At 58.8% G+C, this 23756-nt stretch carries 18 protein-coding genes; 2 read left to right on the top strand and 16 right to left on the bottom strand.

Annotated features, from left to right (window positions below; translation table 11 throughout):
• Positions 1-193: 193 nt before the first annotated feature.
• From I5961_RS10610 to I5961_RS10650, 9 genes are all read right to left on the bottom strand, one after another.
• On the bottom strand, positions 194-568 hold the full coding sequence (locus I5961_RS10610; protein WP_227235160.1) for a hypothetical protein: 375 nt from the start codon (positions 566-568) through the stop codon (positions 194-196).
• A gap of 288 nt (positions 569-856) precedes the next feature.
• Entirely contained in the window at positions 857-1252 is a 396-nt protein-coding gene (locus I5961_RS10615) for a hypothetical protein (RefSeq protein WP_085704910.1), read from the bottom strand.
• Positions 1249-6060 carry an RHS repeat-associated core domain-containing protein gene (locus I5961_RS10620; protein ID WP_227235161.1) on the bottom strand — a complete coding sequence of 1604 codons (4812 nt, stop codon included), beginning with the start codon at positions 6058-6060 and terminating at the stop codon, positions 1249-1251. The genes I5961_RS10615 and I5961_RS10620 overlap by 4 nt, the downstream gene beginning before the upstream one ends.
• Positions 6057-6800 carry a DUF4123 domain-containing protein gene (locus I5961_RS10625; protein ID WP_227235163.1) on the bottom strand — a complete coding sequence of 248 codons (744 nt, stop codon included), beginning with the start codon at positions 6798-6800 and terminating at the stop codon, positions 6057-6059. The genes I5961_RS10620 and I5961_RS10625 overlap by 4 nt, the downstream gene beginning before the upstream one ends.
• A complete protein-coding gene (tssI, locus tag I5961_RS10630; RefSeq protein WP_227235165.1) occupies positions 6790-8832 on the bottom strand; it encodes a type VI secretion system tip protein TssI/VgrG in 2043 nt (680 codons plus the stop codon). Before tssI ends, I5961_RS10625 begins: the two co-directional genes overlap by 11 nt.
• A gap of 129 nt (positions 8833-8961) precedes the next feature.
• Positions 8962-9477: an Hcp family type VI secretion system effector gene (locus tag I5961_RS10635; RefSeq protein ID WP_007949952.1), complete on the bottom strand. Its 516-nt coding sequence runs from the start codon at positions 9475-9477 to the stop codon at positions 8962-8964.
• 310 nt (positions 9478-9787) lie between these two features.
• Positions 9788-11158, bottom strand: coding sequence for a VOC family protein (locus I5961_RS10640; protein ID WP_227235166.1), 1371 nt, complete (start codon positions 11156-11158; stop codon positions 9788-9790).
• Between the two features lie 111 nt (positions 11159-11269).
• The gene (locus tag I5961_RS10645; RefSeq protein WP_085698640.1) at positions 11270-12208 is read right to left on the bottom strand and encodes an alpha/beta fold hydrolase; all 939 of its coding nucleotides are present in this window, start codon (positions 12206-12208) and stop codon (positions 11270-11272) included.
• Positions 12209-12224: 16 nt separating this feature from the next.
• The gene (locus I5961_RS10650) at positions 12225-13679 is read right to left on the bottom strand and encodes a flavin-containing monooxygenase (protein WP_227235168.1); all 1455 of its coding nucleotides are present in this window, start codon (positions 13677-13679) and stop codon (positions 12225-12227) included.
• Between the two features lie 190 nt (positions 13680-13869).
• Here I5961_RS10650 and I5961_RS10655 point away from each other — a divergent pair, with 190 nt between their 5' ends.
• A complete protein-coding gene (locus I5961_RS10655) occupies positions 13870-14943 on the top strand; it encodes a diguanylate cyclase (RefSeq protein ID WP_227235170.1) in 1074 nt (357 codons plus the stop codon).
• An 84-nt stretch (positions 14944-15027) separates the two neighbouring features.
• Positions 15028-16263, top strand: coding sequence for a M20/M25/M40 family metallo-hydrolase (locus I5961_RS10660; RefSeq protein WP_227235172.1), 1236 nt, complete (start codon positions 15028-15030; stop codon positions 16261-16263).
• A gap of 89 nt (positions 16264-16352) precedes the next feature.
• Here I5961_RS10660 and I5961_RS10665 read toward each other — a convergent pair whose 3' ends face one another.
• The 7 genes from I5961_RS10665 to I5961_RS10695 all read right to left on the bottom strand — a co-directional run bounded on the left by I5961_RS10665 (position 16353) and on the right by I5961_RS10695 (position 23754).
• Positions 16353-17222 (bottom strand): isocitrate lyase/PEP mutase family protein, encoded by an 870-nt coding sequence (locus I5961_RS10665; RefSeq protein ID WP_007956238.1) that lies wholly within the window; start codon positions 17220-17222, stop codon positions 16353-16355.
• 160 nt (positions 17223-17382) lie between these two features.
• Positions 17383-18417 carry an arginine N-succinyltransferase gene (gene astA / locus I5961_RS10670; RefSeq protein WP_085704066.1) on the bottom strand — a complete coding sequence of 345 codons (1035 nt, stop codon included), beginning with the start codon at positions 18415-18417 and terminating at the stop codon, positions 17383-17385.
• Between the two features lie 55 nt (positions 18418-18472).
• Entirely contained in the window at positions 18473-19489 is a 1017-nt protein-coding gene (locus I5961_RS10675; RefSeq protein ID WP_085698645.1) for an arginine N-succinyltransferase, read from the bottom strand.
• A 119-nt stretch (positions 19490-19608) separates the two neighbouring features.
• A complete protein-coding gene (locus I5961_RS10680) occupies positions 19609-20958 on the bottom strand; it encodes an APC family permease (protein WP_227235173.1) in 1350 nt (449 codons plus the stop codon).
• An 87-nt stretch (positions 20959-21045) separates the two neighbouring features.
• Entirely contained in the window at positions 21046-21798 is a 753-nt protein-coding gene (locus I5961_RS10685) for an N-formylglutamate amidohydrolase (protein WP_085698647.1), read from the bottom strand.
• The gene (locus I5961_RS10690) at positions 21782-23113 is read right to left on the bottom strand and encodes a glutamine synthetase (RefSeq protein WP_227235175.1); all 1332 of its coding nucleotides are present in this window, start codon (positions 23111-23113) and stop codon (positions 21782-21784) included. The genes I5961_RS10685 and I5961_RS10690 overlap by 17 nt, the downstream gene beginning before the upstream one ends.
• The gene (locus tag I5961_RS10695; protein ID WP_085704080.1) at positions 23110-23754 is read right to left on the bottom strand and encodes an isochorismatase family cysteine hydrolase; all 645 of its coding nucleotides are present in this window, start codon (positions 23752-23754) and stop codon (positions 23110-23112) included. Before I5961_RS10695 ends, I5961_RS10690 begins: the two co-directional genes overlap by 4 nt.
• Positions 23755-23756: the final 2 nt, after the last annotated feature.

A 23756-nucleotide genomic window follows, 5' to 3' on the forward strand; every position in this document is an offset into this window, starting at 1 on the left:
AGCTCTTGAGCAATTTCTGTATATGATTTTGCCTCAAAGCCCCACCAGATTTTCCTCGGGATTGTCTTCTGAAGACTCATTTTTTATCCTTTAAACTTGTGTGAAAAGGGGAGGGATTTATTTTCTTAAAAATAAATCTGTCCTCTTTGGATTGAATACACATATTTGGATAAGATGTTGGGTGTGGATGTTTTTAATCTTCTTCATTCCATTTTGTATGGGTCTCAATCGCTATTTTTAGCCATGCGCTAAAGTCAGGATGTTCTCCGTGAAGCTCCCACCCCTCTGAAGCATATGCATGTATTATTAGCACTTTTGGATTGCCGGATAAATCATCGCCGTCAAAGCAAGCAATATCATCATTGGCGTTGAACTTTGCGAAAGGAACTAACGTGCGGTTGGGATACAGATTTTTTAGCGTGTTGTGCCAGTAGTTTATTTTTCCCTCTTGATATATTAGTAACCACCAAGGTTCAATGTCCGGTTCAGGTTCCGTAGTCGCGAATTTTATAAATGTACTAGGGAAGTTATAGTTTTTCAGGTGTTCAATGTTGAGAAAAATTTTCATTTTGTTTGTTCGAAAAGGGGATAAATTGTCCCTTTGATTCTGTTTTTTAGTTAAGACCATTCTATGGAAAGGTTGTCTGGCCAATCAGTGGGTACTATTGCTAATGTGCCGCTTGATGAATGAATATGGATGCTGCTGTTGTGAATGATGATTTTTTCAAATGGATTGGTTCCGCTCAATACGATCAGTCAGACTAGTTCGTTGGTGTCTTTTTTGCAGTGCCATTCAGATCTGTCCCCTTTGACTTTGGGTTTGAAAAGGAGACAGATTTGTCAATTTTTGTTGAGTTCAGTCTAGCGGGTACTCGCAGGTCCATGGGGGCGTAAATAGCTCGGGGTTTATGTTATTTTCATAAAGAAAAGAGTTTATTTCTTCCTCTGTTTCCATGGTTTTGCACTTTGTGATTGTTGTGTCGTTGGCGCCAATGCTGTCTCTTGTTTCGAGAAAGTGGATTGGGAGAGTGAATTCTATAATGACGTATTTAGAATTTTTTGCATCCTCTAGAAATTTGTAGTAACTCTCTCCAGGGTATCTATTTTCAAAGTTTAAATGATAAACAGCATAGATTGCGATCCACTTTCTAAGTGACTCATCCTGCGAAGGTAGTTCCTGCGCAATCTCTGTATATGATTTTGCCTCCAAACCCCACCAAACTTTTCTAGGGATAGTCTTCTGGTTGCTCATTTTTGTCCTTCAAATTGGTTTGGCCAATAGATTCTTATAACTTCCCCTTTCACAGGGTGAAGCTGCAAATGTGGATGATCACCATGTGGGTCGCTCGGGTCGTGGTTCGCCATTGTGACCTTTCTTGTATTAATGTCTGAAACCGGTGTGTCATCCCAGTGATAGTATTTTTCGGGTTCTTTTGTTTTTCTGAAATGCGTTTTGGCAGTCGCGGAGTTGAATTCTTCGGCGTTTCTATATCCTTGGCCTACATATTTCCCTAAAAATAGCTCTTCAGCTTCAGCTCTGCTGTTCACGGTGACGGAGGTAGCACCTCGATCAAGTGCGTCTGATGCCCTTTTTACAGAACCATTCGACCACGGGATATCGGGTGCCGAAGGTTCTTTCGTATCGACTCGCGCCTTCTCTGTTGGTGCAGTTGGGTTTCCTTGACCATCTCCATCTGGTGGGCATCCATTCAAACCCAACGGATCCACCCACCCCGTGGGGTTAGGCACGTACTGGTAGTTATTCAACCCACCCGCAAGCTTGATCGGATCCGGAGTCAGAAAACGCCCAGTCCCCGGATTGTAGTAGCGATGACGGTTGTAGTGTAGGCCCGTCTCTGCGTCGAAATACTGACCCTGGAAGCGCAACGGGTTGTCGATTTCGCTGACGTCCAGCGCCGCGAGGTTGCCGTAGGCGCGGTACTTCGCGGACCACATGATCTCGCCACTGTAGTCGGTGAGTTCCTGCGGTGTGCCCAGATGATCGAGCTGGTAGTAGAACGGCGTTGCCTTACGCGGGCCTTCGCCGTCGAGCATGGCCAGCGGGCGGAAGCTGCCGGGTTCGTAGATGTAGGTGCGATAACGGTTATCGCCGCTTTCGGCGATCAGGCGTTCGCCTTGCCACAGGAACTCAGTGGTGTGACCGTCGACATTTTTTTCGATTCGGCGACCGAAGGCGTCGTATTTGTAAGACGCGGTGCTGCCACCCGGCAGGCTGACGCCGATCAGTCGATGCTGGCAGTCGTAGCGATATTCGGTGACGAGTTTCTGGCCAGCGCCACGGCGCTCGCGGATCAGGTTGCCATAGGCGTCGTAGTCGTAATGGCGGTCGCCCTGCATCAGCAAGCGGTTGCCTTTGACGTTGGCGAGGTTGGCCGTACCTTCGTTGTTCTGGCCGAGCAGGTTGCCGGCCGGGTCGTGGGCGAAGCTTTCCGGTGTCGCGCCACGCACGTTGATCAAGCGATCCAGCGGGTCGTAGTGGAAGCTGCGGTTGCCTTTGCGGCTGTCGTCGATGCCGGCGAGGTTGCCGTTGGCGTCGTAGTTGTAGCGACGCTGGAAAAGGTTTTTCTCGCGTTGGCTGACGCTGTGGGCTTGAAGGCGGCCTTGTTCGTCATATTGATACTGGCTGAGCAACAGGCCTTGCTGGCGTTGCTGTTCGCGACCACCGTTGAACTGGTGAGACGTCAGGCGCGAGCCATTGAGATCGATGCCGCTGAGCATGCCGCCGGGTTGGTGGCGGTAGTCGAGTTTGCTGCCATCGGGCAGGCGGCAGTGCTTGAGCTGGCCGACGCTGTCGTACTCATAACGCAAGGTGCCCCAGCCTTGATGTTCGGTGACGAGGCGATCTTGCAGGTCGTATTCGTAGGCGAGCGGCCAGTGTCCGTCGTCGACGTTGACCAGGCGGCCGATGGCGTCGTAGCTGTAGTGGATTTCTTCGCCGTCGGGAAGCGTCTTCACCAGAAGCCTGCCAGCCGCATCACGTTGGTATTCAGTTACCAACTCGCTGCCGTCATCGCCGAATTCCGTTTTCTTCAGCAACTGGCCATTGAGGTCGTATTCGTATGCAGTGCGACGACCGTCGAAGCCGGTTTCCTGCTGGATAAGGCCGTTCGAGTAGTAGTCGAGTTTGTAATGCTCACCACGTTCGTTTTCGATCTCGGTCAACAACAGGCGCGAGTTGTCGTAGCGGTAGCGCAGCTGGCTGCCGTCAGGATTGATGCGACGGCTGACGAGATGCAGGTTATCGGCGTATTCGTAGCGGGTGACGCGGCCGAGTTCGTCGCGTTCGGCGGTGACGCGTCCGTACGGGTTGTAGGTGAACGCACGGGTGGCGCCGCCGGGGAGCGTTACCTGGGTCAGGCGATCGACGGCATCCCATTGATAATGGGTGATGGCGCCGAATTCGTCCTGGCGAGTGATCTGGCGTCCAAGTGCGTCGTAGCGATACTTGCGTTGACCACCGTCCGGAAGACGCTCCTCCAGCAATTGGCCGAGATTGTTCCAGCCCAGTTGATGGCGGCTGCCATCAGGATGGTGAATTTCCAGCAGGCGACCCTGGCGGTCGTAGCTGTAGTGGGTTTCGTTGCCCTGTGGGTCGATTTGCCGGGTGATGTCGCCTTGACGGTTACGGTTGTATTGCCAACGTGCCTTACCTCGTCGGACATCGATGAGTTGACCATTGAAGTAGTTGTACCGAGTGGATTCGCCTTCTGGAGGAATTACCGCTATCAGACGGCCGGCTTCACTGTATTGGTACTCAATGACCGCACCCAGTGGGTCCTTAATCGCAACTAGTCGCCCTTCATCATCATAGGCCTTCTGTGTTTCACCGCCATCGGGTGCAGTTTCGCTGACCAGACGTGCCTTGTCGTCATGCACATAAATTTGCTCGCTGCCATCGGCGTTATAGACGGTGACCGAACCTTTATCGTCCCACTCGTAACGTGTTTCGAGTAACGAGTAGTTCGCCCAATGGCGGACACAACGAGAATGCTTGCCCTCGTGCTCCCATTCCCAAAAGAAGCTGGCGCCACCCGCCAATTGTCGCTCAAGGATGACGTGCTGGTCGTTGTAGCTGTAATGCTCGGTTTCGCCGGCGGCATTGGTCGCGGATACCAGTTGGTTCTGCGTGTTGTAGCGATAGCTGACCAGCGTCTGAATGGTCAACCATGGATCCTGGCGTTCGCCCCGCTCGTTGTACTCAGGGCGCTGTTGTTGGTAGTCCACTGCGACGATGTGTCGGTTGTCGTAACGTAGCAGCAAGGAGCGACCCGCGCCGTTATCGATACGCTGGACACGGTCAACCAAGTCATAGCTGATGTGTAACTGGTTGTCGTAGGCATCGCTGATCGTTATCAAGCGTCCAGCACGGAAGTGATAGAAGCGTGAGCTCGATCCTGCTTGAGTCAGGATCAACTCGCCGGGGGCATCACCCAGGAAGATTGCCGCCTGAGCCAGGCTGTTAGTAATGGCCGGACGTTGTTCGGTTGGCATCGGGAAGCGTGTCTGGCGGTTTTCGTTGTCAGTCCACAGCACGCCCTCATCATCGAGTTGCAAGCTGTGGGAGAGCGAATGACTCCAGCCACGCCCCAGACGACTGTCTATTTCGACTGCACTGCTACGGTACAGGCGCGTCCATTCGAAGGGCAGCAGGCCATCCAATTTGCCATCGGTGAGTGTCAGCAACTCTTCACCGGTCACCATGGAGACCGGATCACCGTTCTTGCAGGTACTGGCTGCACATTCGCTGGGCTTGTCCGCCGGGTTCTTTGATTGTTCCGGAGCGTTTTGAATAGACTCTTTTTGTTCCAGACGCGTTTCGTTCTGAGTCTTGCGTCGCGTGTGGATCTGAGAGTCCGGTTCAACCTTAGCACCCGCAGCCGGTGTGGGATGTTTGGGCTGAACGGCCGATTGGGCTGGCGTGTGAGGTGAGATCTCTGCCGCGACTTTTTTGCTTGAGTTGGTCACTCCAACGCCGGAAAGCCTCAACGGGGCGGCTGCCTCCGCGTGTACTTTTGAGCGAATGCGGCTGATTTCGATCAGCTTGGCGGTGAGCTTCTCTACCAGTTTGAGAGCTTTTTCAGCCTGCAACGTTGATGTGACAGTTTTGGCGCCAGCACGTAATGCAACACCAAGGCCGGCAGTGAAGATAATCCCGAGAATAATGTAAACAATTTCAGTCTTGAGTCGTGCGACAACTTGCGCGCGCGTTTGCGGTGGCAGCATAGTGACCCAAGCCCATACCGCAGAGATATAAACCCATAGAAGTGGCTCATCACATGCAATCAAGAATGCGGTTCTGAGAGACTCCTTCGATGAGTTATATATCTTTTTGATGGCTTCTTCGGTGAAGTACTTTTTGAGCTTTTCATAATTTTTTCGAGGGTTAGTAACCAAGTCGTAGAGCGACGTGATGTCGCTCCAAATGCTCATTATGAAACTCCAGAAACCATCCCAGTCTGCCTGCATTTTCTGCCAGAGCTTTTCTGACAAGGATGCGTTGCTGTGCTCCTTCCAGAGTGGCAGGCATGTTGTGCTCCATTCATTTTCAAGCCATTTTGTCAAGTCACCCATGACGTCATCATAGGATTTGAACAGGCGTTCAAGGTCTGCAGGTGTCGGATTCGGAAAGAAGGAGACCCGATACCGTTGGTGCGGCTTGAGGTCGGAAATAACCTCAATACCGCTAGGGCCGATTTTCTTCGTTAGGGCGGGCCCCATCGGTTTGTTTTCTTTATCGACGGGTATTAGCTCGATTGGAGTGTTTCCAATAGGAACGAACCTTGCGGACTCGAAGCTATGAATGAGTGTTAGCTTTCCATTTTCAGGACAAGTTGCATAGTTTACGGCCCTTTCTTTACTGTCCTTGGGCGCAGGTTTTAATACTTCGTCACCGACCTGAAACTGTTGCTCCACGTCAAGGCCAGGTAAGTATCTGGCCTTGGAACGATAACCTGAGAGGCAATTTTTGAACTCGGCAATTATCTTTTTCGGGTCTGGCTGTTTCTCGGTGAGATAAATAAAAGTTTCGCCCAGGCTCATACATCTACCTCACTTTCCAGATGGGCCTTCAGCAGGCCGGTAAAATTTTCTTCCGTGAGTGGCGTGCGTTTTACGAAGCGCGCCACTTTCTTTTGCAGGTTTGATTCCGGGAACGAGAAGTACAGGTCTGCATGCTCCTCCTGCAACCACTGCATCATGTTGCCGATGATGGTCGACGGGTTTTCGGCCATCAGGCTGTCCAGTAGATCTTTCGGCACCTCCCACCACGGCCAATCCCTCACCTTCGGCACCACCCTCGGTCCGACTTCCAGCGTTCTGCCATTGATCAGATACCGCTCAAACACCGGCAGCACTTCCCCGGCCGTCTCCCCCAGCCCTTCAAGAATCGGATAGATATGCCGTCCATCCCAGAACCGGAAAAACACTTCGGTCCCGTCTGGCATCTTCACCTGGGTCAAACTGCGCAGGTGTTCGAAGACTTCGTTGGGTTCGGAGCGGGAGACGGCCAGCCAGCCCCAGTCGAGGGCGTCGGTTCCGGTGATCCAGGGCAGGAAGGCCGAGTTGGCCTTGAGTTCGGCGACGTAGGGCATCACCGGTTGCCAGGTGGCGTAGGGCGTGCCGCCCCAGATGGGAATGGCCTGGACGGTGGGCTCGCTTTGGTAGAGGTTTTTCAGTGCGTCGGCATCGCTGGCGGCGCTGACGATCAGGTACAGGCGTTCGTCTTTTTTCAACGGCTGTTGTGCCAGCCAGTCCTTGGGTGTCAGTCGATTAGATGGCACAGGCACCTGCCTTGCATTTTTCGCATTCTTCACAGAACGGCGCGTTGCGTTTGAGCGTATTGATTTGCGCCGGGGTCAGTACGGCACCTGCCTTGTCGGCGTCGGCCTGTTTCAGCACGCCGGGCAGCAGCGGGGCGGCGCCGGAGCCGCTGCCCGGGCCACCGCCGGAGTTGATATTGATCGCCGGCCCGCTCATGGTCACGCCGCCGCCATCGATCTTGATGAAGCTGCCGCCACCGACCAGCGTCAGCTCAGCCCCGGCCTCCAGCACGACTTTCATGCCGCTGCTCAGGTGGATTTCCTGCCCCGCGTCGATGAATTGCCCCGTGCCGATCTTGATGTGCTGGTTCACGCCCACGGTCAGATGGTCGTTGGCGCGGGCTTCGACTTTGCGGTCTTCGTAGACGGTGTGGTGTTCCTCGGCCTTGAATTCCGTGTAGCTGTTCTTTTCCACGACGTCGTGGCGTTCGTTGCCGACGCGGATCTTCTGGTCGTGTTCGATGTTCTCGTCCCAGTCGCGCTGGGCGTGCAGGAAAATCTGTTCCTGGCCTTTCTTGTCTTCTATGCGCAGTTCGTTGAAGCCACCGCCACCCATCGAGCTCAGGGTCTTGAAGGTGGTGCGCGTCTTGTTCGCCGGCAGGGCGTACGGGACGGTATTTTCCTTGTGGTACAGGCAGCCGCTGATCAGCGGTTGGTCGGGGTCGCCTTCGAGGAAAGTGACCAGCACTTCCATGCCGATGCGCGGGATGGCGATGCCGCCGTACTGGGCGCCGGCCCAGGCAGACGACACGCGCAGCCAGCAACTGGTCTTGTCGTCGGCCTGGCCTTCGCGGTCCCAGTGGAACTGGACTTTCACGCGGCCGTATTCGTCGCAGTGGATCTCTTCACCTTTCGGGCCGGTGACCACGGCGCTCTGGCTGCCAAGGATGCGCGGTTTCGGGTGGCGCAGGGGCGGGCGGTTGGGCACGTCCCACGGGGTGGCCTGAAAGCGGTTGCGGTAGCCCTGATGGAAATCGTCTTTAAGCGCCGTGGTGTCGCTGGTGACCGACTCTTCCAGCACCTGCGGCTGCTTGCCTTCGTGGTGGACTTCGGTGAGCAGCCACAGATCATTCCACTTGGCTTTCGGGTGTTCTTTCAGCGCGAGGAAATGGCCGCTGACCAGCAACGGCTGATCACTACGCCCCTCGGCGAGCTGGAAGTCGCTGCGATGACGTTCGAGGGCGCGTTTGGCCAAATGCTTGCCGCGCTCGCGGTCGATGAAGCGGCCCGGGTAGTCGTAATCCTCGAGGTCGGGCAGAGCGTCGCCGCGGTTTTCGCTTTCCAGCGTCAGGCGCGGTTTTTCGAAGTCGTAATCGCGGCGGGTGGTGCGACTGGTGCGGGTTTCCAGGCGCAGGTCGAAGCGCTTGATCACCGGGTCGCTGGCGACCATGCCGGAGTCCTGCTGATAGGCCACCGGCGCCAGTTTTTTAAACACCGTCTGGTCATCGCCGAACACCAGTTTGTGCGCCGTGGCGCTGTGCTGGAAGTGGTAGTGAATGCCTTCTTCTTCGCACAGGCGCTGGATGAAATGCAGGTCCGATTCGTCGTACTGCACGCAGTAGATACGCTCGGGGTAGATCGAACCGGTCTGGAATTCATAGGCATTGCTCTGGATGCCATGTTCCTCGAGGACCTTGCCGATGATTTTCGGCACGCTGAGGTTCTGGAAGATCCGCTGGTTGATGCGGTGTGCCAGATACGCCAGTTGCGGGCGCAGGGTCACGGAGTAGCGCGTCAGGCGTTTGCCGGAGTCGCCTTGCGCGGCGCGGTAGATCAGGCCGTGGATGCCGCTGCCGTCGGGCGACAGCTGCAAAAAGGCCGGCTTGTGCAGCAGGGTTTCGAGGTCCAGCGACGGCTGCTCACTGACCAGCTCCACCTCGAAGGCAAACGGCTGGCTGATGGCTTCCCGACCGGTGAGGGTAAACACCTGGAAATCGGCGGAAAGCCCTTCGATGGTCAGGGCAAAGTGGGTTTCATTGGCCGGCGCGAACATCCCTTGTTCCTCGTGCTGTACAGCGGCGCCCGTCGACCGGAAAAACCGGTCAACGCACGCGAAATTCTGGAGGGGCGTAAACAACATCGACCAGCAGAGCTGGCCGATGCTTGAAACGATCAGCCGTAATTAAACGACTGGAGCACGCCAGTCATCGGAACCCGAAGTACCGGATACTTCGTGGGTCCAGGTGATTTTGCGGTAGGTGAACTGCACTTCTTCCAGGTGGGTGAAGTGCGCGTTGCCTGGATCCTGGCAGTTGTGCATTTTGTTGTTGATGGCGACGATGATCGCGTCTTCCAGTTTGGTGGTGTAGTAGTGCTCTTGGGTACCTTGAGCCGAAGTGCGGTACCACTGGATAACGATTTCGCTCATGCGCTCGCCGGAGGTCAGAGCGGCTTGCAGCAGAGGCGAAGCCTTGTCGTAGACCTTGGTGATCACAACTGGCTTGTGAACGCGCTGACCGGTTGGCTGACCGGATTGCGGGTCACGCGGGATGATCACGTCGTGGGTGAAAGCCTGAACCATGACCTGGTCTTCGTGGCCTTCCTGGTAGGTGTTGCCAACGGAGTCGGCGGTGAAAGCGCCGGCAGTGATCAGGCCTTGTTTTTCGCCGGTAACCGACATGTACGCTGGTGTTGCCATGGGAGGTGCTCCTTGCGGATAAAGTTAGGGTGCCCGGGAGGCGAAATCGCCCGGTGGGTGCCTGACTGTTATCAAGGAGCGTGCCAGTTTTTTAGAAGCCTTATAAATCAACGGGTTGGAGCTGATTGGTGCCGGTTTTGACGAAAGCGGGCGGGGATTAAGGCAAAAAGTGCGCAAGAAGTTGCGCAGTGCTGCGCAACTTCTTGCGCACTTGGCTGGAGGCCTCGTAGCGCAAGGGTTTCAGAGGTTTTGTAGGAAGTTTAATACGGAGAACTGCGCAACTTCTTGCGCAGTATGGCTAATCGCCGCGTTATCGAGTCAACACCGCGAGGCAGTCCTCAATCGAGCGTTGCTGCGTCTCGGCATACAACCTCAATTCATCAATGGTCGAACGCCCCAGCGCCTGCTCGAACGCCTGTCGGTTGGAATGCTCGCCATAGTGCGTCTGCGCCGCATCCCCCAGGTTCGACTGAAAAATCCCTGCCGCACTGACTGGCAGGAAATCTTCGTACACCAGCGGTTCGGCTTTCACATAGCCGTCGCGTAATAACCCTTGCAGCGTTACATCTGCGGGACGACCTACTTTGTCTGTCGGGAAGTAACGGAAGTACGCCAATTCCTGCTCGCGCATGCCCTCGAGGCTGTCAGGGAATTCGCTGAAATGCTGCGCCATCAGCGCGTTGTAGCGTGAGGCGTTGGCTTCGTTGGGGAAATCCCCCAGTTCATCGCGCGCCGCATTCAGCAGGCGGTCGTACAGCGCCCGGCCCTTGGGGGTCAGCGCTGCGCCGCGTTGCTCGATTTCGCCGAAGCGGGCGCTGTGACTGCCGCGGGTTTGCGTCTGGTCGGTGAAGGCGATTGGCTCGTCCAGCGCCTTGAAGCTGGTCTGACGCAACAGAATCGGATGTTGCCGGCGCGGTGGGCCTTCGATCACCGCTTTGGGCGTAATGCCCTGCAGCGGCATCTGCGCCTGAACAATGTCGATGTCCAGCGTGCGCGGGGTCAAGTGGTTGATGTGCGGGCCCTTGAATGCAACGACATCGGCGATCAGACGATGCTGGGCACTGAGGGTCTGGTACTGCGCGGCGGTGACGGTAGCGCTGTGGTGCCAGCGAAACGTCTCCAGCGCTTGCAGGACGAATTCCCCGGCCTCTGCTTCATTCAGGCCACCAGCAGACTCGGCCTGTTCGATCAGCTTTAGCGCCGCCGAGGTGAAGATCGAACGCTTATCCAGCACCGATGCAGCAAAGGCTCGCAACTCGGGGTCTTCAATCAATTCCAGTCGCAGCAACGAAGTGAACACCCGGAACGGGCTGACCTGCAGCGCCTCTTCATGCACCGCACGGAATGCCGTCGAATGCACCGGCACCCCGGCGGGCGTCAGGTCGTAATAACCCACCGGCTGCATGCCCATCACTGCAAACAGGCGGGCGAGGGTGGCCAGTTCAGCAGCGGTGCCGACGCGGATCGCACCGTGGCGTTCCATGTCCAGCCGTTCGATTTCGCCCGTGCTTTGCAGTTGATTGGCGACTTGCGGCTCGCGCGCCAGCACATCGCGATTGGTCTGTTCCACCAATTCCATCAACGCGCCGTATAGCGGCACTTCTTCGCGGTACATGTCGGACATCGCTTTGGAGAAGCGTTGGCGGATCAGGTCGGGGCTGACGAAAGGCTGCACGGTCATGAAAAAAATTCCTGGCACGGTCACGTAAAGGATGTCGGAAAAGATCGCAGCCTTCGCCGACGCGGGCAAACGAAGAATCCTACGGACTTCATTCTGCCAACGACTGACCGTTTACCTGTCCTGACGCGAATGCTCCCCCAGAAACTCCTGGTACAGACGCGCTGTGTTCGAGGGCTGCTCGACCATCGGCATATGCCCGACGCCATCCCACACATCTACCCGCAGATTGGCGATGCCCTTGCTCCATACCGGCACACTGCTGACATCGATCAACCGGTCCTTGCGGCCCCAGAGCAGCAACGCCGGGCATTTGATGTCCGGCAACTTCGGCTCCATCGGCGGGCTGGCGCGAAAATCGCGGAAGATCTCTTCCAGTTCGTCTCGCTGTTGCTCGTAGCGCTGGGCAATGGCGTCGAGTACCAGACCCGGCACCCACGGTGGCGAGGCCATGGTCATGGCATAGAAACGTCGGAATTCTTCCCGGGAGTTGATGAGGAACGGATTGTGCCCACGAGCCAGGTGACGCTCCATGTCGCTGGCCTCGGGCGCAGTGACGCCCGCCGGGTCGATCAGCGCCACCGAAGCGATGCGGTCAGGGTAGGTCGCCGCCAGCCACGCGGCGATGTAGCCGCCCATCGAGTTGCCGATCACGTGGACCTTCTCGACGCCGCAGACGTCGAGCAACTGGATCATGCGCTTGGCTTGCACCGGAATGTCATAGCCACCGCCGGCCTTGAAGCCGGTTTCGCCGTGGCCGGCCAGGTCCGGGATGATCACTCGGTACTGGCCGACAAAATGCCGGGCGAAGCGCAACCACAGGTTTTTTTCGGCGCTGTAGCCGTGCAGCATCAAAATGCTGCTCGACGCTTCATAAGGCCCGCCTTGCCAGGTCGACACAGTCATTTCGGTAATCGGCACTTCAATCTTGTGCAACCGGTACAGCCTGGCCTCCAGGGCCGCACTCAGATCGTAGAGCCAGTGGCCGACCGCCGGATAACTCAACCAGCTCCAGGCCACGAAAACCGCGAGGGCGACAAACAGCAAAAGCATCGTGGATCTTCCTTGTTCAAGACAGAATGTGGTCGGCCGGTTTCAGCGCCCGGGTCAATCGGTGGTAGCTGAAACTGAAGCCGGGAAACATCGCGATCACATGACCGCTCCTGCTTTGATACCAACTGTGGCAGCCGCCGGTTTTCCAGACCGTGCGCTCCATTTCCCGGTGAATCATCTGAGTGTAGGTACGTTCCGCTTCGGGGCGAACTTCGATGCTGCGCAGACCTTTGGCCTGCAAGGTGCGGATGCAGTCGAGGATGTAGTTCATCTGCGATTCGATGATGAACAGCGCCGACGTATGCCCGATGCCGGTGTTCGGCCCGGTGACGATAAACAGGTTGGGAAAGTCCGGCAGGCTGGTGCCGAGGTAGGCGCGTGGGTATTGCGCCCAGACATCGCGCAGTTGCACGGCGTTTTTTCCCCTGACCGGATAGGAAATCACGCCGTCGGTGGCGTCGTAACCGGTCGACCAGACAATCAGATCGACGTCGATGTGCTGGCCGTCCGTGGTGACGATGCCGGTTTCGTCGAGGCTGGCGATACCCTGTTCGCGGCTGTGTAACGTGACGTTGGGTCGGGTCAGCGCCGGGTAGTAGGTGCTGGAGAGCAACACCCGTTTGCAGCCGATGGTGAAGTCCGGTGTCAGTTTTTTCCGCAACTGGGGATCAGTCACCTGGCGTTCAAGAAACTTCAGGGCCTGGCGTTGCACCATGTGAATCGCCGGTTTCGAATACTTGAAGGCGATGACCCGGGTTTCGAATTGCCAGTAAATCATCCAGCGCAGCAGTTTGTAGGCGGGTTTCAGACCCAGCAGCCAACGCTGGAATCGCCCGAACGTGCGGTCGGCGCGGGGCAGCACCCAGTGCGCTGTACGCTGAAACACGTGCATCCGGGCGACCTTCGGTGCAATTGCCGGAATCACTTGGGCCGCACTGGCACCGCTGCCGACAATCGCTACCCGTTTACCGTGATAGTCATAGCTGTGATCCCAATTGTTTGTATGAAAGGTCCTGCCCTGAAAGCGATCCTGACCGGGGAAGTGTGGGATGACCGGTTGGCTCAACGGCCCGGTGGCATTGATCAGGAACTGCGCATAAAAAGTGCCTTTCGCGCCGGTATGGACGGCCCAGCGTTTTTCGGCATCGTCCCACTCGACACATTCGACGTTGGCCTGCAACTCCACCCGGTCGCGCAGGCCGAAGCGTTCGACCACATGATCGGTGTAGCGGTGCAGTTCGGCCTGTTCGGCGAACATCTGCGTCCAGCGATAAGGCGCAAATGACAAGGAATACAGCGGCGACGGCACATCCACCGCTGCGCCGGGGTAGGTGTTCTGGCACCAGGTGCCACCGAAAAAGTCCCGGCGTTCCAGCAAGCGAAAGTCGTCGATACCCGCCTTGAGCAGATTGACCGCCGCGCACTGGCCGCCAAAACCGCTGCCGATGATCAGCACTTGGTAGGTTTGCATGCGCCTCCTTCTTAGAGTCTTTTTTCCATTTTCTTCCTTTCATGTATAGCCAATCATTTGCCCGCCGTGTGTCGCCGATGACGGGGCATTCGGCCCGCTGGCCGGTGATGGCTATTTAACGTTGCCCTGTTAGACTCCCAGCACATACGGTCTGCGGTCTGCGCAGTGCCGTCGAGTGGTCGAGGCCCCTATGGGAAGATCGGGAGGAAAAGGACTTTCACTGGCCAGGAGGCTCTATACATCGCGAACCCTCGGGCTGGTCCTGGGGCTATTGTGCGTGAGCGTCGCGATGTACCCACTCGTCCCGCCGACCTGGGTCTGGGCGCTGATGCTGTTCAACGGCCTGGTCTGGCCGCACCTCGCATATCAATGGGCCCGCCGGGCCAAGGTTCCCTATCACGCCGAACACCGTAACCTGTTGATCGACGCTTTCCTCGGTGGCTTCTGGGTCGCCGCCATGCACTTCAATCCCTTGCCCAGTGCCATGACCATTTCGATGATGGCGATGAACAACGTCGCCATCGGCGGCCTGCGTTTTCTGGTGGCAGGGGCGGCGGCACAGTTGCTTGGCGTCGGTGTCGGGCTGGTGGTATTTGCGCCCGCGTTCGTCCCGATGACCACACCGGCGCAACTCTATGCCTGTCTGCCGCTGCTGATGCTGTATCCGCTGGCGCTGGGCTGGATCTGCTTTCGCCAGGCCTACACCCTCGGCCTGCATAAACGTGAACTGCTGACCCTGAGCCGCACCGACAGCCTCACCGGTCTGCTCAATCACGGCGCCTGGAAGGATCAACTGGAAATCCAGTTTGAACGCTGCAAACGTCAGCAGACCGGCGCGACGATTGCGCTGATCGACATCGATCACTTCAAGGCGATCAATGACACCTACGGCCATGTGGCCGGCGATCTCGTCCTGCGTCAGTTGAGCAAGATGCTCAAGCAGAACCTGCGCATGGCCGATGTGGCGGGGCGCTACGGCGGCGACGAGTTTTGCGTGATCCTGCCGGACTTGCCGCTGTTTAACGCGGCGCAGGCGATGGAAGCGTTGCGTGAGCGTTTTTCCTTTCTGGTGTACGAACAGAACCCGGCGCTGAAAGTCAGCCTGAGCATCGGTCTGGCGGCGCTCGATCCCGCCCACGGTGATGCGACACGATGGCTGGATGACGCCGATCAGGCGCTGTACGAGGCCAAGGCCGGCGGGCGTAACCGGGTGATTTGCTGCAGCGACGACAAGCCACTGCGCCAGGTATTCGATTCGGTCTGAACGGATCGGGTGTCGCATCCGGGATAGAGCCTTGGGGGGATGTGAGGTACGGTTCAGTACCCGACACGAAACAAGGATTGATTCATGACGTTCAAATTCCCCCGTTCCCTGCTGGCCGCCGGTCTCGGTCTGACCCTCTCTTTCACCACCGCAGGCGCCTTCGCCGAACCGCACAAACAAGTATTGGCCGACGCCGAGCAATACAAATCCGAAGCCCTGAAACTGCTGGAACGCCTGGTCAATATCGACTCCGGTTCCGGCGATGAAAAAGGCCTCAAACAAGTCAGCGAAATCGCCATCGATGAGCTGAAAAAGCTCGGCGCCACCATCGAACTGGTGCCCAACTCCCCGGAAAAGACCAACCATGTACTCGCCTCGCTCAAAGGCACCGGCAAGGCGAAGATCCTGCTGATGGCGCATATGGACACGGTGTTCAAGGAGGGCTCCGCTGCCGAGCGACCGTTCCACATCAAGGACGGTCGCGCTTACGGGCCGGGGGTGATGGACGACAAGGGCGGGATCGTCGCCGGCATCTACGCGCTGAAAATCCTCAAGAACCTCGACTTCAAGGATTACGCGCAAATCACTTTTCTGCTCGATGCCAGCGAAGAAACCGGCTCGGACGTCGCCACTGACCTGATCAAGAAAACCGCCAGGCTGCACGACGTGACGCTCAATCTCGAGCCGGGCCGTCCGGCAGATGGGCTGGTGGTGTGGCGCAAGGGCAGCGCCACCGCACTGGTCGAGGTCAAGGGCAAGGCTGCCCACGCCGGTGTGGCGCCGGAACTGGGACGCAATGCGGCGATGGAAGCGGCGCATCAGATCCTGCAACTGGGCAAGCTCGGCGATGAAGCCAGGAAAACCACCATCAACTTCACCGTGCTCAAGGCGGGTGATCGCACCAACGTGATCCCGGATCAGGCCACGGCCAAGGCTGACGTGCGGGCGGCAGTGCCGGAAGAGTTCGACCGGATCGAGAAGGATCTGGCGCGGGTGTCTCAGGACAAGCTGATTCCTGACACCGAAGTGAAGACTTCATTGCAACGCGGCCTGCCACCGATGCCGCAGACGGCGGAGTCGGATCGTTTGATGGCGATGGCTCAGGGGATCTACGGCGAGATCGGCCGCAAGTTGACTGAAGAAGGCAGCGGCGGGGCGGCGGATGCGAGCCTGTCGGCCGGGGTGGGTACGCCGACGCTGGATGGGTTCGGGATTGTTGGCGGCAACATTCACACGCCGGAGGAATATGCGGAGGTGGAAAGCGTTGCGCCGCGGATTTATCTGTTGTCGCGGATGATTATGGAGTTGGCGAAACAGTAACGGCAGCCAGCGGTTTTGCGGCGGGCGCCATGCGAGTGGGACTCGTAATGGCGTCGGGCCGCTCTGCCTCTTTGTCGCGTGTTGCGAGGTTACTCTTTGACGCTCATGTATTCCTTGGCCCAGAGGATGTATTCCTCAGGCTGGGTGTAGGTGTGGGTCAGCTCGGTGGCGCTCAGGTCCGAGGCCTGGGTGAAGATCTGGCGTTGTTCGCGCAGGCTGTCGTAAGTCGCCTTGATCGCCGCGAAGTAGGCACCGTGGCCGTCGATGGTCACTCGCACACCCAGTTCGGCCAGGCGTTTGTCGTCGCGCAGCGCCGGGTTGCCGTAGGTCACCAGCATCAGCGGCACGGTCAGGTGTTCGGCGATCTGCTCGAGCTGATCGAAGTCCTGAATCCCGACCATGCAGATACCATCAGCGCCAGCGGCCTGGTACTGCTTGGTGCGGCTGATGATTTCCTGATTCGGCAGGATGCCGGCGTTGGTTCGGGCGATGATCGCCATTTCCGAATCGACCCGGGCTTCCAGTGCCGCACGGATCTTGCCGACGCCTTCGGCGACGGTGATCAGGTCGGTGGATTTACGGCCAAATTGTGCTGGCAGCAGGGTGTCTTCAATGGTCAGCGCAGCGACGCCGGCGCGTTCCAGTTCGACGATGGTGCGCATCACGTTCAGCGCGTTGCCGTAACCGTGGTCGGCGTCGGCGATCACCGGCAATTGGGCGACGCGGCCGATGCGGGTGGCCTGTTCAGCGAATTCGCTGAGGGTGATCAGGGCAAAGTCCGGAGCGCCCAGAACCTGCAACGAGGCGACCGAGCCGCCGAGAATCCCTACTTCAAAACCCAGGTCAGCGGCGATGCGGGCGGACATCGGATCGAACACCGAGGCGGTGTGATAGCAGGTGTCGGAAGCCAGCAACTGACGGAAGTTACGGCGCAAATCTTGATGAGAAAGCCTGGTCATACGAGTTCCACCAATACAAAGGAATGGAAAGGCTTGAGCAAAGGTGTCAACGCCGAAGGTGAAAAGGCTATCACGCCAATGGGTCAAGGATCATGACGAATTAACGAGGAAGTTAACCAGGAAAAACCTGTTCAGGCTTTCTTGCTGCAGGCAGAGGCGCTCAGGCCGCCACTGCCTGCTGCTGTTGATTGGGCAGCGGCACCGCCCGTACGGAGTTGCCCGGCTGCAATTGCAGGCGTTTGGCGGTGAGGCGGTCAACCACCAGATTGCTGCCGACCCGGCGTCCCGGAGCGACGGTAATGCGGCAGTTTTCCAGACGCCGGTTGTGGATCAGCCACAGCGGTGCCTGTTCGTCCGGCGTGCCGATGCTCAGGGTCAGTTCCAGGCTGTCACGCACGGTGCGGATGCTGCCGATCGGTGCTTCGATCACCGGGCCGCCGTCGAAGATGTCGATGTAGCCTTTGTGGGCGAAGCCCTCGGACTGGAGGATTTTCAGTGCCGGTTCGGTGTTGGGGTGGGCCTGTCCGATCACGGCCTGGGCCTGTTCGGTGAGCAGGCAGGTGTACAGCGGCTGACGCGGCATCAGTTCGGCGATGAAGGCCTTGTTGCCCAGCCCGGACAGGTGGTCGGCATGGCTGAAGTCCATCTGGAAGAAGTGCCGCCCAAGGCTGTCCCAGAACGGCGAACAGCCTCGTTCGTCGGCAGTGCCGCGCAGTTCGGCGATCATTTTCTCGCCGAACAGGTGCGGGAATTCGGCGACAAACAGCAAGCGCCCCAGCGACAGCAGACGTCCATTGCTGCCGTGGCGCTGGTCGTGGCGCAGAAACAGCGAGCACAGCTCCGATTGGCCGGTCAGTTCATTGTTGAGGAACAGCGTCGGGATCTGCCGCTGAATGCCCAGGTCCGGCGCCGAGCTGACCGTCAGCCCGACCCGATAGTTGTACCAGGGCTCGCGCAGGCCGACAGCCCCGGCCAGGGCACTGACACCGACCACTCGCTGTTCGTCGTCTTCAAGCACGAACAGGTAATCGGCATCGGCCCGCTCGACCTGCTCGGCGAAGGTGCGCTGTGCCCAGCGTACCCGGTGGGCCAGGCGATCTTCATTGGCGGGCAGGGTGGTGAACCCCGGCCCGGCCTGTAGCACCAGTGTCATCAATGCAGGCAGGTCGCTGACTTGAACCGGACGGACAATCATGCTGCAACTCCTTTTGCGCGCCTGCTCGGGCACTGTCGTTGGGTAGAGGCGCGGTTCACAGGGCGATCACCCGGATCGTGCCGCCAGCGCGGACGTTGAGTGCCGCGCACAGGGCTGGGTCCAGTGCCAGGGGCTGATCGGGCTGGTAATCCAGCTCGGCGACCACCGCCCGAAAGCCATGCAGAGCATCGTTGCTCACCAGATAGTGGCCGCGTGCATCGATCAGGGGAGCTTCCTGAACCGTAGCGGTCTGGCTTTGCGCGATCGAACGGATGTTGGCGGTGCGTGCATACAAGGTCGGGCCCGCATCGAACAGATCGATGTAGCTGTTGGTTTCAAAACCCTCGCGCTCAAGAATGTCGAAGGCTTCCTGGCCGTCCGGGTGGACGCGGCCGATGCAGTCCTGCGCCGCCTGCGGCAGCATCGGCACGTAGATCGGGTATTGCGGCATCAGTTCGGCGAGAAACGTACGGCTCTGCAAGCCGCACAGGCGTTCGGCCTCGACGTAGGGCAGGTCGAAGAAATGTTTGCCCAGCGCATCCCAGAACGGTGAATGCCCTTGCTCGTCGCTGTAGCCGACGATTTCGGTAATCACCGCTTCGGCAAATCGCGGCGCGTGGGCGGCGATGAACAGCAGGCGTGCCCGCGACAGCAATTCGGAAAACGGCGTGCGGACCAGCGCTTCATCGATGTGAAAACCGCGCAGCAGCGTATGTCCGCTCAGGTCGTGGCACAGTGACAGTGCCGGCACGCCGTGCTCGATGTTCAGCTCTCGCGAAGCACTGGTGAAGTGGCGGTTGCGCAGGCTGTAGAACGGTTCGTCGTGGCCGGCGGTGGCGAGAATTTCGGAGCAGCCGACCAGGCGGCGGCTGTCCAGGTCTTCCAGCACGAAGAAGTAATTCTCCGGGCCCTGGACCGCCGCATCGCTGTCAAACGAGGCGCAGGACGCTGCGATTTTTTCGCCCAGACGCTCGCTGTCGTCCGGCAGGGAGGTGACGCCCACCAGGCTGTCGCGCGCCAATTGTTGCAATTGAGGCAGGTCGTTTGGCTCGACTGGACGTAAGACCAGCATGGATGCACTCCTGTATCAAAAAGGTTCGGCCCATTCGCCGAACCTGACTATCACTGTCGGTTTCCACGCGTTAAAGCGGCGGTCGCCTGATTTGTTGTCAGACGCCGCCCTTTTTCTTGTCAGCCATTGCTCGGGTCAGGCAGCGCGGTACTGGCGCCGAGTTTGTTCAGGAAGAACAGGTACACCAGACCCAGGGCGATCCAGATCAGGCCGAGTTTTTGTGCATCGACGCCCATGTTGTACATGATGGCCGCGACGATGATGAAGCCGATCACCGGGCAGATCAGGTGACGAATCACCTGGCCGGACTTCTGCCGGCGCCAGTAGTAATTGATCACGGTCAGGTGCAGCAGCATGAAGCCGCTCAGGGCGCCGAAGTTGACCAGCGAAGTCAGGGTGTCCACCGAATTGATGAACAGGTGGCAGATCACCAGCGACAGCACCGCCACCAGATAAATGCTCAGGTAAGGCGTGTTGTGTTTCGGGTGGACCTTGGCCAGCACCTTCGGCAACTTGCCGTCGCGGGCCATGCCGAACAGCAGGCGCGAGACCGCCGCTTGCGAAGTGATCGCTACCGCCACGCCCCAGGCCAGGGCCGTGGCCACGCCGGTCAAAGTCGCCAGCCAGCTGCCTGCGGCGATTTCGGCGATTTCATAGAACGCGGTGTCGGCGGACTTGAAGCCCATGCCGGCGGCCAGATCGGTGGCGATCCAGGTCTGTACGACGAAAATTGCGCCCATCACTACCAGAGTAATCAACGCTGCTTTGCCGACGCTGCGGCCCGGATCGCCCTTGATCTCTTCGGCGAGGGTGGAGATTGCATCGAAGCCGAGGAACGACAGCACCGCAATCGACACCGCTTTCATCAGCAAGGCGAAGTTGAAGGTTTCCGGGTGATACAGCGGCGCGAGGGTCAACTGACCGTTGCCGCCACCGTTGTGCAGGGCGTTCCAGGCGTAGAACAGGAAAATCCCCAGCACCACGAGCTGCGCCAGCAGGAACAGGATGTTCATGCGGGCGGTGAAGGTAATGCCGCGCAGGTTGACGAAGGTTGCGCTGACCAGGAACGCCAGAATGAAACCGACTTTAGGGATGTCCGGGTACAGGTGGTTGAGCGCCATTGCCGCGTAGACGTAAAGCAGCGGCGGAATCAGGAGGTAATCGAGCAGCATCAGCCAGCCGGCGATGAAGCCGACGTGTTGATTCAGGCCCCGTTGCGCGTAGGAGTACACCGATCCGGCAATCGGAAAGGCCCGCGCCATGCTGCCGTAGCTCAGCGCGGTGAAAACCATTGCCACCATGCCGATGATGTACGCCAGGGGCACCATCCCCGGTGCCTCGGCGTTGACGTAGCCATACACCCCGAACGGGGCAATGGGGATCATGAAGATCATCCCGTACACCACCAGGTCGGTGAGTGTCAGGCTACGTTTCAACTCCTGTTTGTAGCCAAACTCTTCTATTTCCATGAAGTGCAACTCCTTGTCAGCCAATCGTTCGTTTTAGTTGTTATGTCGGTCCGTCGTTTACAGCGTCAGCAGTGGTTACAACAATTCTTACAGCAATGGCGCCAGATAATTCGCCCAGCGGGTCACCGCTTCCGGGCTGCGCAGCAGGTCGTTGCGCACTTCGATCAACACCGATTCCAGGCCCCGCGCATCGCCGTGCACCGGCACGGTCATGTCGCCCAGCGGGTCGATCTTGTACGGCTGGTTACCGGCGACTTTCAGCGGGTGCTTGCCGAGACCGTCGAGCATCTGTCGGGCATAGGCCTTGGCCTGGCCGAACAGCACGCCGACTTCCAGCTCGCGCGGCTGGCCGTAGTACACCGGGGTGAAACTGTGAATGCCTACCACGCGTACCGGCCGACCTTCGGCCAGACGTGCATCGATCAGTTGCTGCAGCCGCGTGTGAAACGGCTTGAACAGGCACTGGCGACGGTATTCGCGGGTGGCCTCGTCAAGCTCGCGGTTACCCGGCACCTGATAGATCTCGCTCTGCGCCGGGATGCTGTCGGGTGCATGCCGGGGGCGGTTGAGGTCGATCAGCAGACGCGAATAGTTGGCGCTCAGCAGTGTGGCGCCAATTTTTTCCGACAGTTGCTCGGCCAGTTCCAGCGCACCGATGTCCCAGGCAATGTGTTCGCGCGCCGCGGTGTCATCCAGGCCCAGATTGTTCAGGGCCTCCGGGATGTAGCGGCTGGCGTGTTCGCACACCAGAATCAGCGGGTGCGTCGAATCTTCACGGCTCAGGTTGTAGACCGGTCGGGTGTACAACCCCAACTCGGCGGATTCAGTACAGGCGTGCATAGTGCTCACACAGGTCAGCGGGCGAGAGCTGTTCCGTCAGCGCCAGTTCCTCGGTTTTAAGGGCGAAAAAAGTCTCGAGCAACGCGCTTGGCAGCGCTTCGATCAGCGCTTCACTGCGACGCAGGCAATCCAGTGCCTGGGCCAGGGAGGCGGGCAGGGCAACGATGCCCCGGGCCTTGCGTTGTTCATGGTTGAGTGAATCGGGGATTTCATCGGTGATCGCGTTCAGTGCCAGACGCTGTTCGATGCCCAGGCGTCCGGCGATCAGCAGCGCGGCCGTTGCCAGATGCGGCGAGGCGGTGGCGTCCATGGCGCGGAATTCCAGGTTGTATTGCTTTGCCACGGGTTTGTTGCCCAGGCTCACGGTCGGGCAAATACGCAGCGCGGCTTCGCGATTTTGCTGGCCGAGGCAGGCGTACGACGCGCTCCAGTGGTGCGGCTGCAAACGCTCGTACGACACCGGCGTCGGTGCCGTGAACGCACACAGCGCCGGCAAATAATGCAGCACGCCCGCCGCCCAGTGCTGGCCGAGGGTCGACAGACCATTGCTGGTGCCGGCGTCGTAGAGCATCGGCTGACCGGCCGGATCGAGCAGGCTGACGTGCAAGTGAACGCCGTTACACACCGCGTCGGCGGCGGTCTTCGGCGCAAAGCTCAGATCCAGGCCCATTTGCCGGGCAATTTCGCGGGTGATCTCGCGCACGTTCACCGCGCGATCCGCCGCCGCCACACCAAGGGTCGGGCGGCAGGTGATTTCGTATTGGTGCTTGCCGTATTCGGGCAGGAACATCTCCGGCTCGACACCTCCGGCGCGCAGCGCGCTGAGCAACCATCCACCGAATTCGGCGCCCTGGCGCTGGGCTTCGAGCGAGAACGCCAGATGTTCGGCAAACCCGGCGTGCAGATTGAATTCGTGTTCGAACGCGGCGTTGACCTGCAAGCCGAGTTCATCGCGATAGCGCTCGACCTCGTTGCGCAACAGAGTGCGCGGGCAGGCTGCCCATGGTCGGCCGTCGGTCTCGCGGATGTCACCGTGAATGAAGTCCAGCGCCGGGGCGGCGGCGTCCGGGCCGTTGCCGACGGTGACGCGGCTGGCCAGATCGGGAATCAGCCGCAAATCGCCATAAGCGCCCCACGGACTGGTCGAAGCGATGATGTCCTGCGGCGTCAGCGCGCTGTTGGCAGGCACCCAGCCACAACCGGCCGCCTGATAGTGCTCCAGCTCATCGGTGGGAAACGAACGGCCTCGAGTGACGCCGATCAGATCGGTGGTGACGATGGTGGTCATCGGCAACGGCGACAGGCGTTCGCTCATGGCTGCATCTCCTGCAACCGGCCAAGCACGGTGTCGGTGTCGGTGATCCAGCAGTAGCCCTTGATCGCATTCAGGCAAGCGTCGTGGCGCGCTTCGGTGTAGGTCGCGCAGGCGTCGGCCACCAGGGTGACGAGGTAGCCACGGTCGGCGGCGTCGCGCACGGCCATGTCCACGCACTGGTCGGTGACGATGCCGGCGATGATCAAGTGGCGGGTTTCGAGGTTGCGCAGCACGTAGTCGATGTTGGTCGAGTTGAAGACCCCGGACGAGGTTTTCGGCAGCACGATTTCGTTTTCCGTCGGGGTCAGTTCAGCGATGACCTGTGCCTGCGGGCTGCCCTTGGGCAGATGCATGTCCGACAGTTTGTGATCCAGCGAGCGGTCGCGGCCATCGGCGGTCAGGCTTTCGATCAGGGTATGCAGTACGTTCTGCCGGGTGTCGCGGAAGGCGTTGAGCAGCCGAACCTGATTGGGCACCACTTGCGAGCGCGTGCGGTTGAGGAAGTACGCGGCGTCCGGGCCTTCGAGGTGCGGGTCGAACTGGGGCTCCAGCCAGGCTCGCTGCATGTCCACCAGCAACAGCGCGGTGTGGTCGGTGACAAACGGCAGGTCCCGTGGCGAGCGATGGGGAAGACTGAACATCC

Origin of the sequence: Pseudomonas sp. IAC-BECa141, from assembly GCF_020544405.1 — a bacterium.
GTDB lineage: Bacteria > Pseudomonadota > Gammaproteobacteria > Pseudomonadales > Pseudomonadaceae > Aquipseudomonas.

Bases quoted from the DNA above. Each gene is read 5' to 3' on its own strand.
- I5961_RS10610 (WP_227235160.1), bottom strand. From the start codon at position 568: ATGAAAATTTTTCTCAACATTGAACACCTGAAAAACTATAACTTCCCT.
- I5961_RS10615 (WP_085704910.1), bottom strand. From the start codon at position 1,252: ATGAGCAACCAGAAGACTATCCCTAGAAAAGTTTGGTGGGGTTTGGAG.
- I5961_RS10620 (WP_227235161.1), bottom strand. From the start codon at position 6,060: ATGAGCCTGGGCGAAACTTTTATTTATCTCACCGAGAAACAGCCAGAC.
- tssI (WP_227235165.1), bottom strand. From the start codon at position 8,832: ATGTTCGCGCCGGCCAATGAAACCCACTTTGCCCTGACCATCGAAGGG.
- I5961_RS10635 (WP_007949952.1), bottom strand. From the start codon at position 9,477: ATGGCAACACCAGCGTACATGTCGGTTACCGGCGAAAAACAAGGCCTG.
- I5961_RS10640 (WP_227235166.1), bottom strand. From the start codon at position 11,158: ATGACCGTGCAGCCTTTCGTCAGCCCCGACCTGATCCGCCAACGCTTC.
- I5961_RS10645 (WP_085698640.1), bottom strand. From the start codon at position 12,208: ATGCTTTTGCTGTTTGTCGCCCTCGCGGTTTTCGTGGCCTGGAGCTGG.
- I5961_RS10650 (WP_227235168.1), bottom strand. From the start codon at position 13,679: ATGCAAACCTACCAAGTGCTGATCATCGGCAGCGGTTTTGGCGGCCAG.
- I5961_RS10655 (WP_227235170.1), top strand. From the start codon at position 13,870: ATGGGAAGATCGGGAGGAAAAGGACTTTCACTGGCCAGGAGGCTCTAT.
- I5961_RS10660 (WP_227235172.1), top strand. From the start codon at position 15,028: ATGACGTTCAAATTCCCCCGTTCCCTGCTGGCCGCCGGTCTCGGTCTG.
- I5961_RS10665 (WP_007956238.1), bottom strand. From the start codon at position 17,222: ATGACCAGGCTTTCTCATCAAGATTTGCGCCGTAACTTCCGTCAGTTG.
- astA (WP_085704066.1), bottom strand. From the start codon at position 18,417: ATGATTGTCCGTCCGGTTCAAGTCAGCGACCTGCCTGCATTGATGACA.
- I5961_RS10675 (WP_085698645.1), bottom strand. From the start codon at position 19,489: ATGCTGGTCTTACGTCCAGTCGAGCCAAACGACCTGCCTCAATTGCAA.
- I5961_RS10680 (WP_227235173.1), bottom strand. From the start codon at position 20,958: ATGGAAATAGAAGAGTTTGGCTACAAACAGGAGTTGAAACGTAGCCTG.
- I5961_RS10685 (WP_085698647.1), bottom strand. From the start codon at position 21,798: ATGCACGCCTGTACTGAATCCGCCGAGTTGGGGTTGTACACCCGACCG.
- I5961_RS10690 (WP_227235175.1), bottom strand. From the start codon at position 23,113: ATGAGCGAACGCCTGTCGCCGTTGCCGATGACCACCATCGTCACCACC.
- I5961_RS10695 (WP_085704080.1), bottom strand. From the start codon at position 23,754: ATGTTCAGTCTTCCCCATCGCTCGCCACGGGACCTGCCGTTTGTCACC.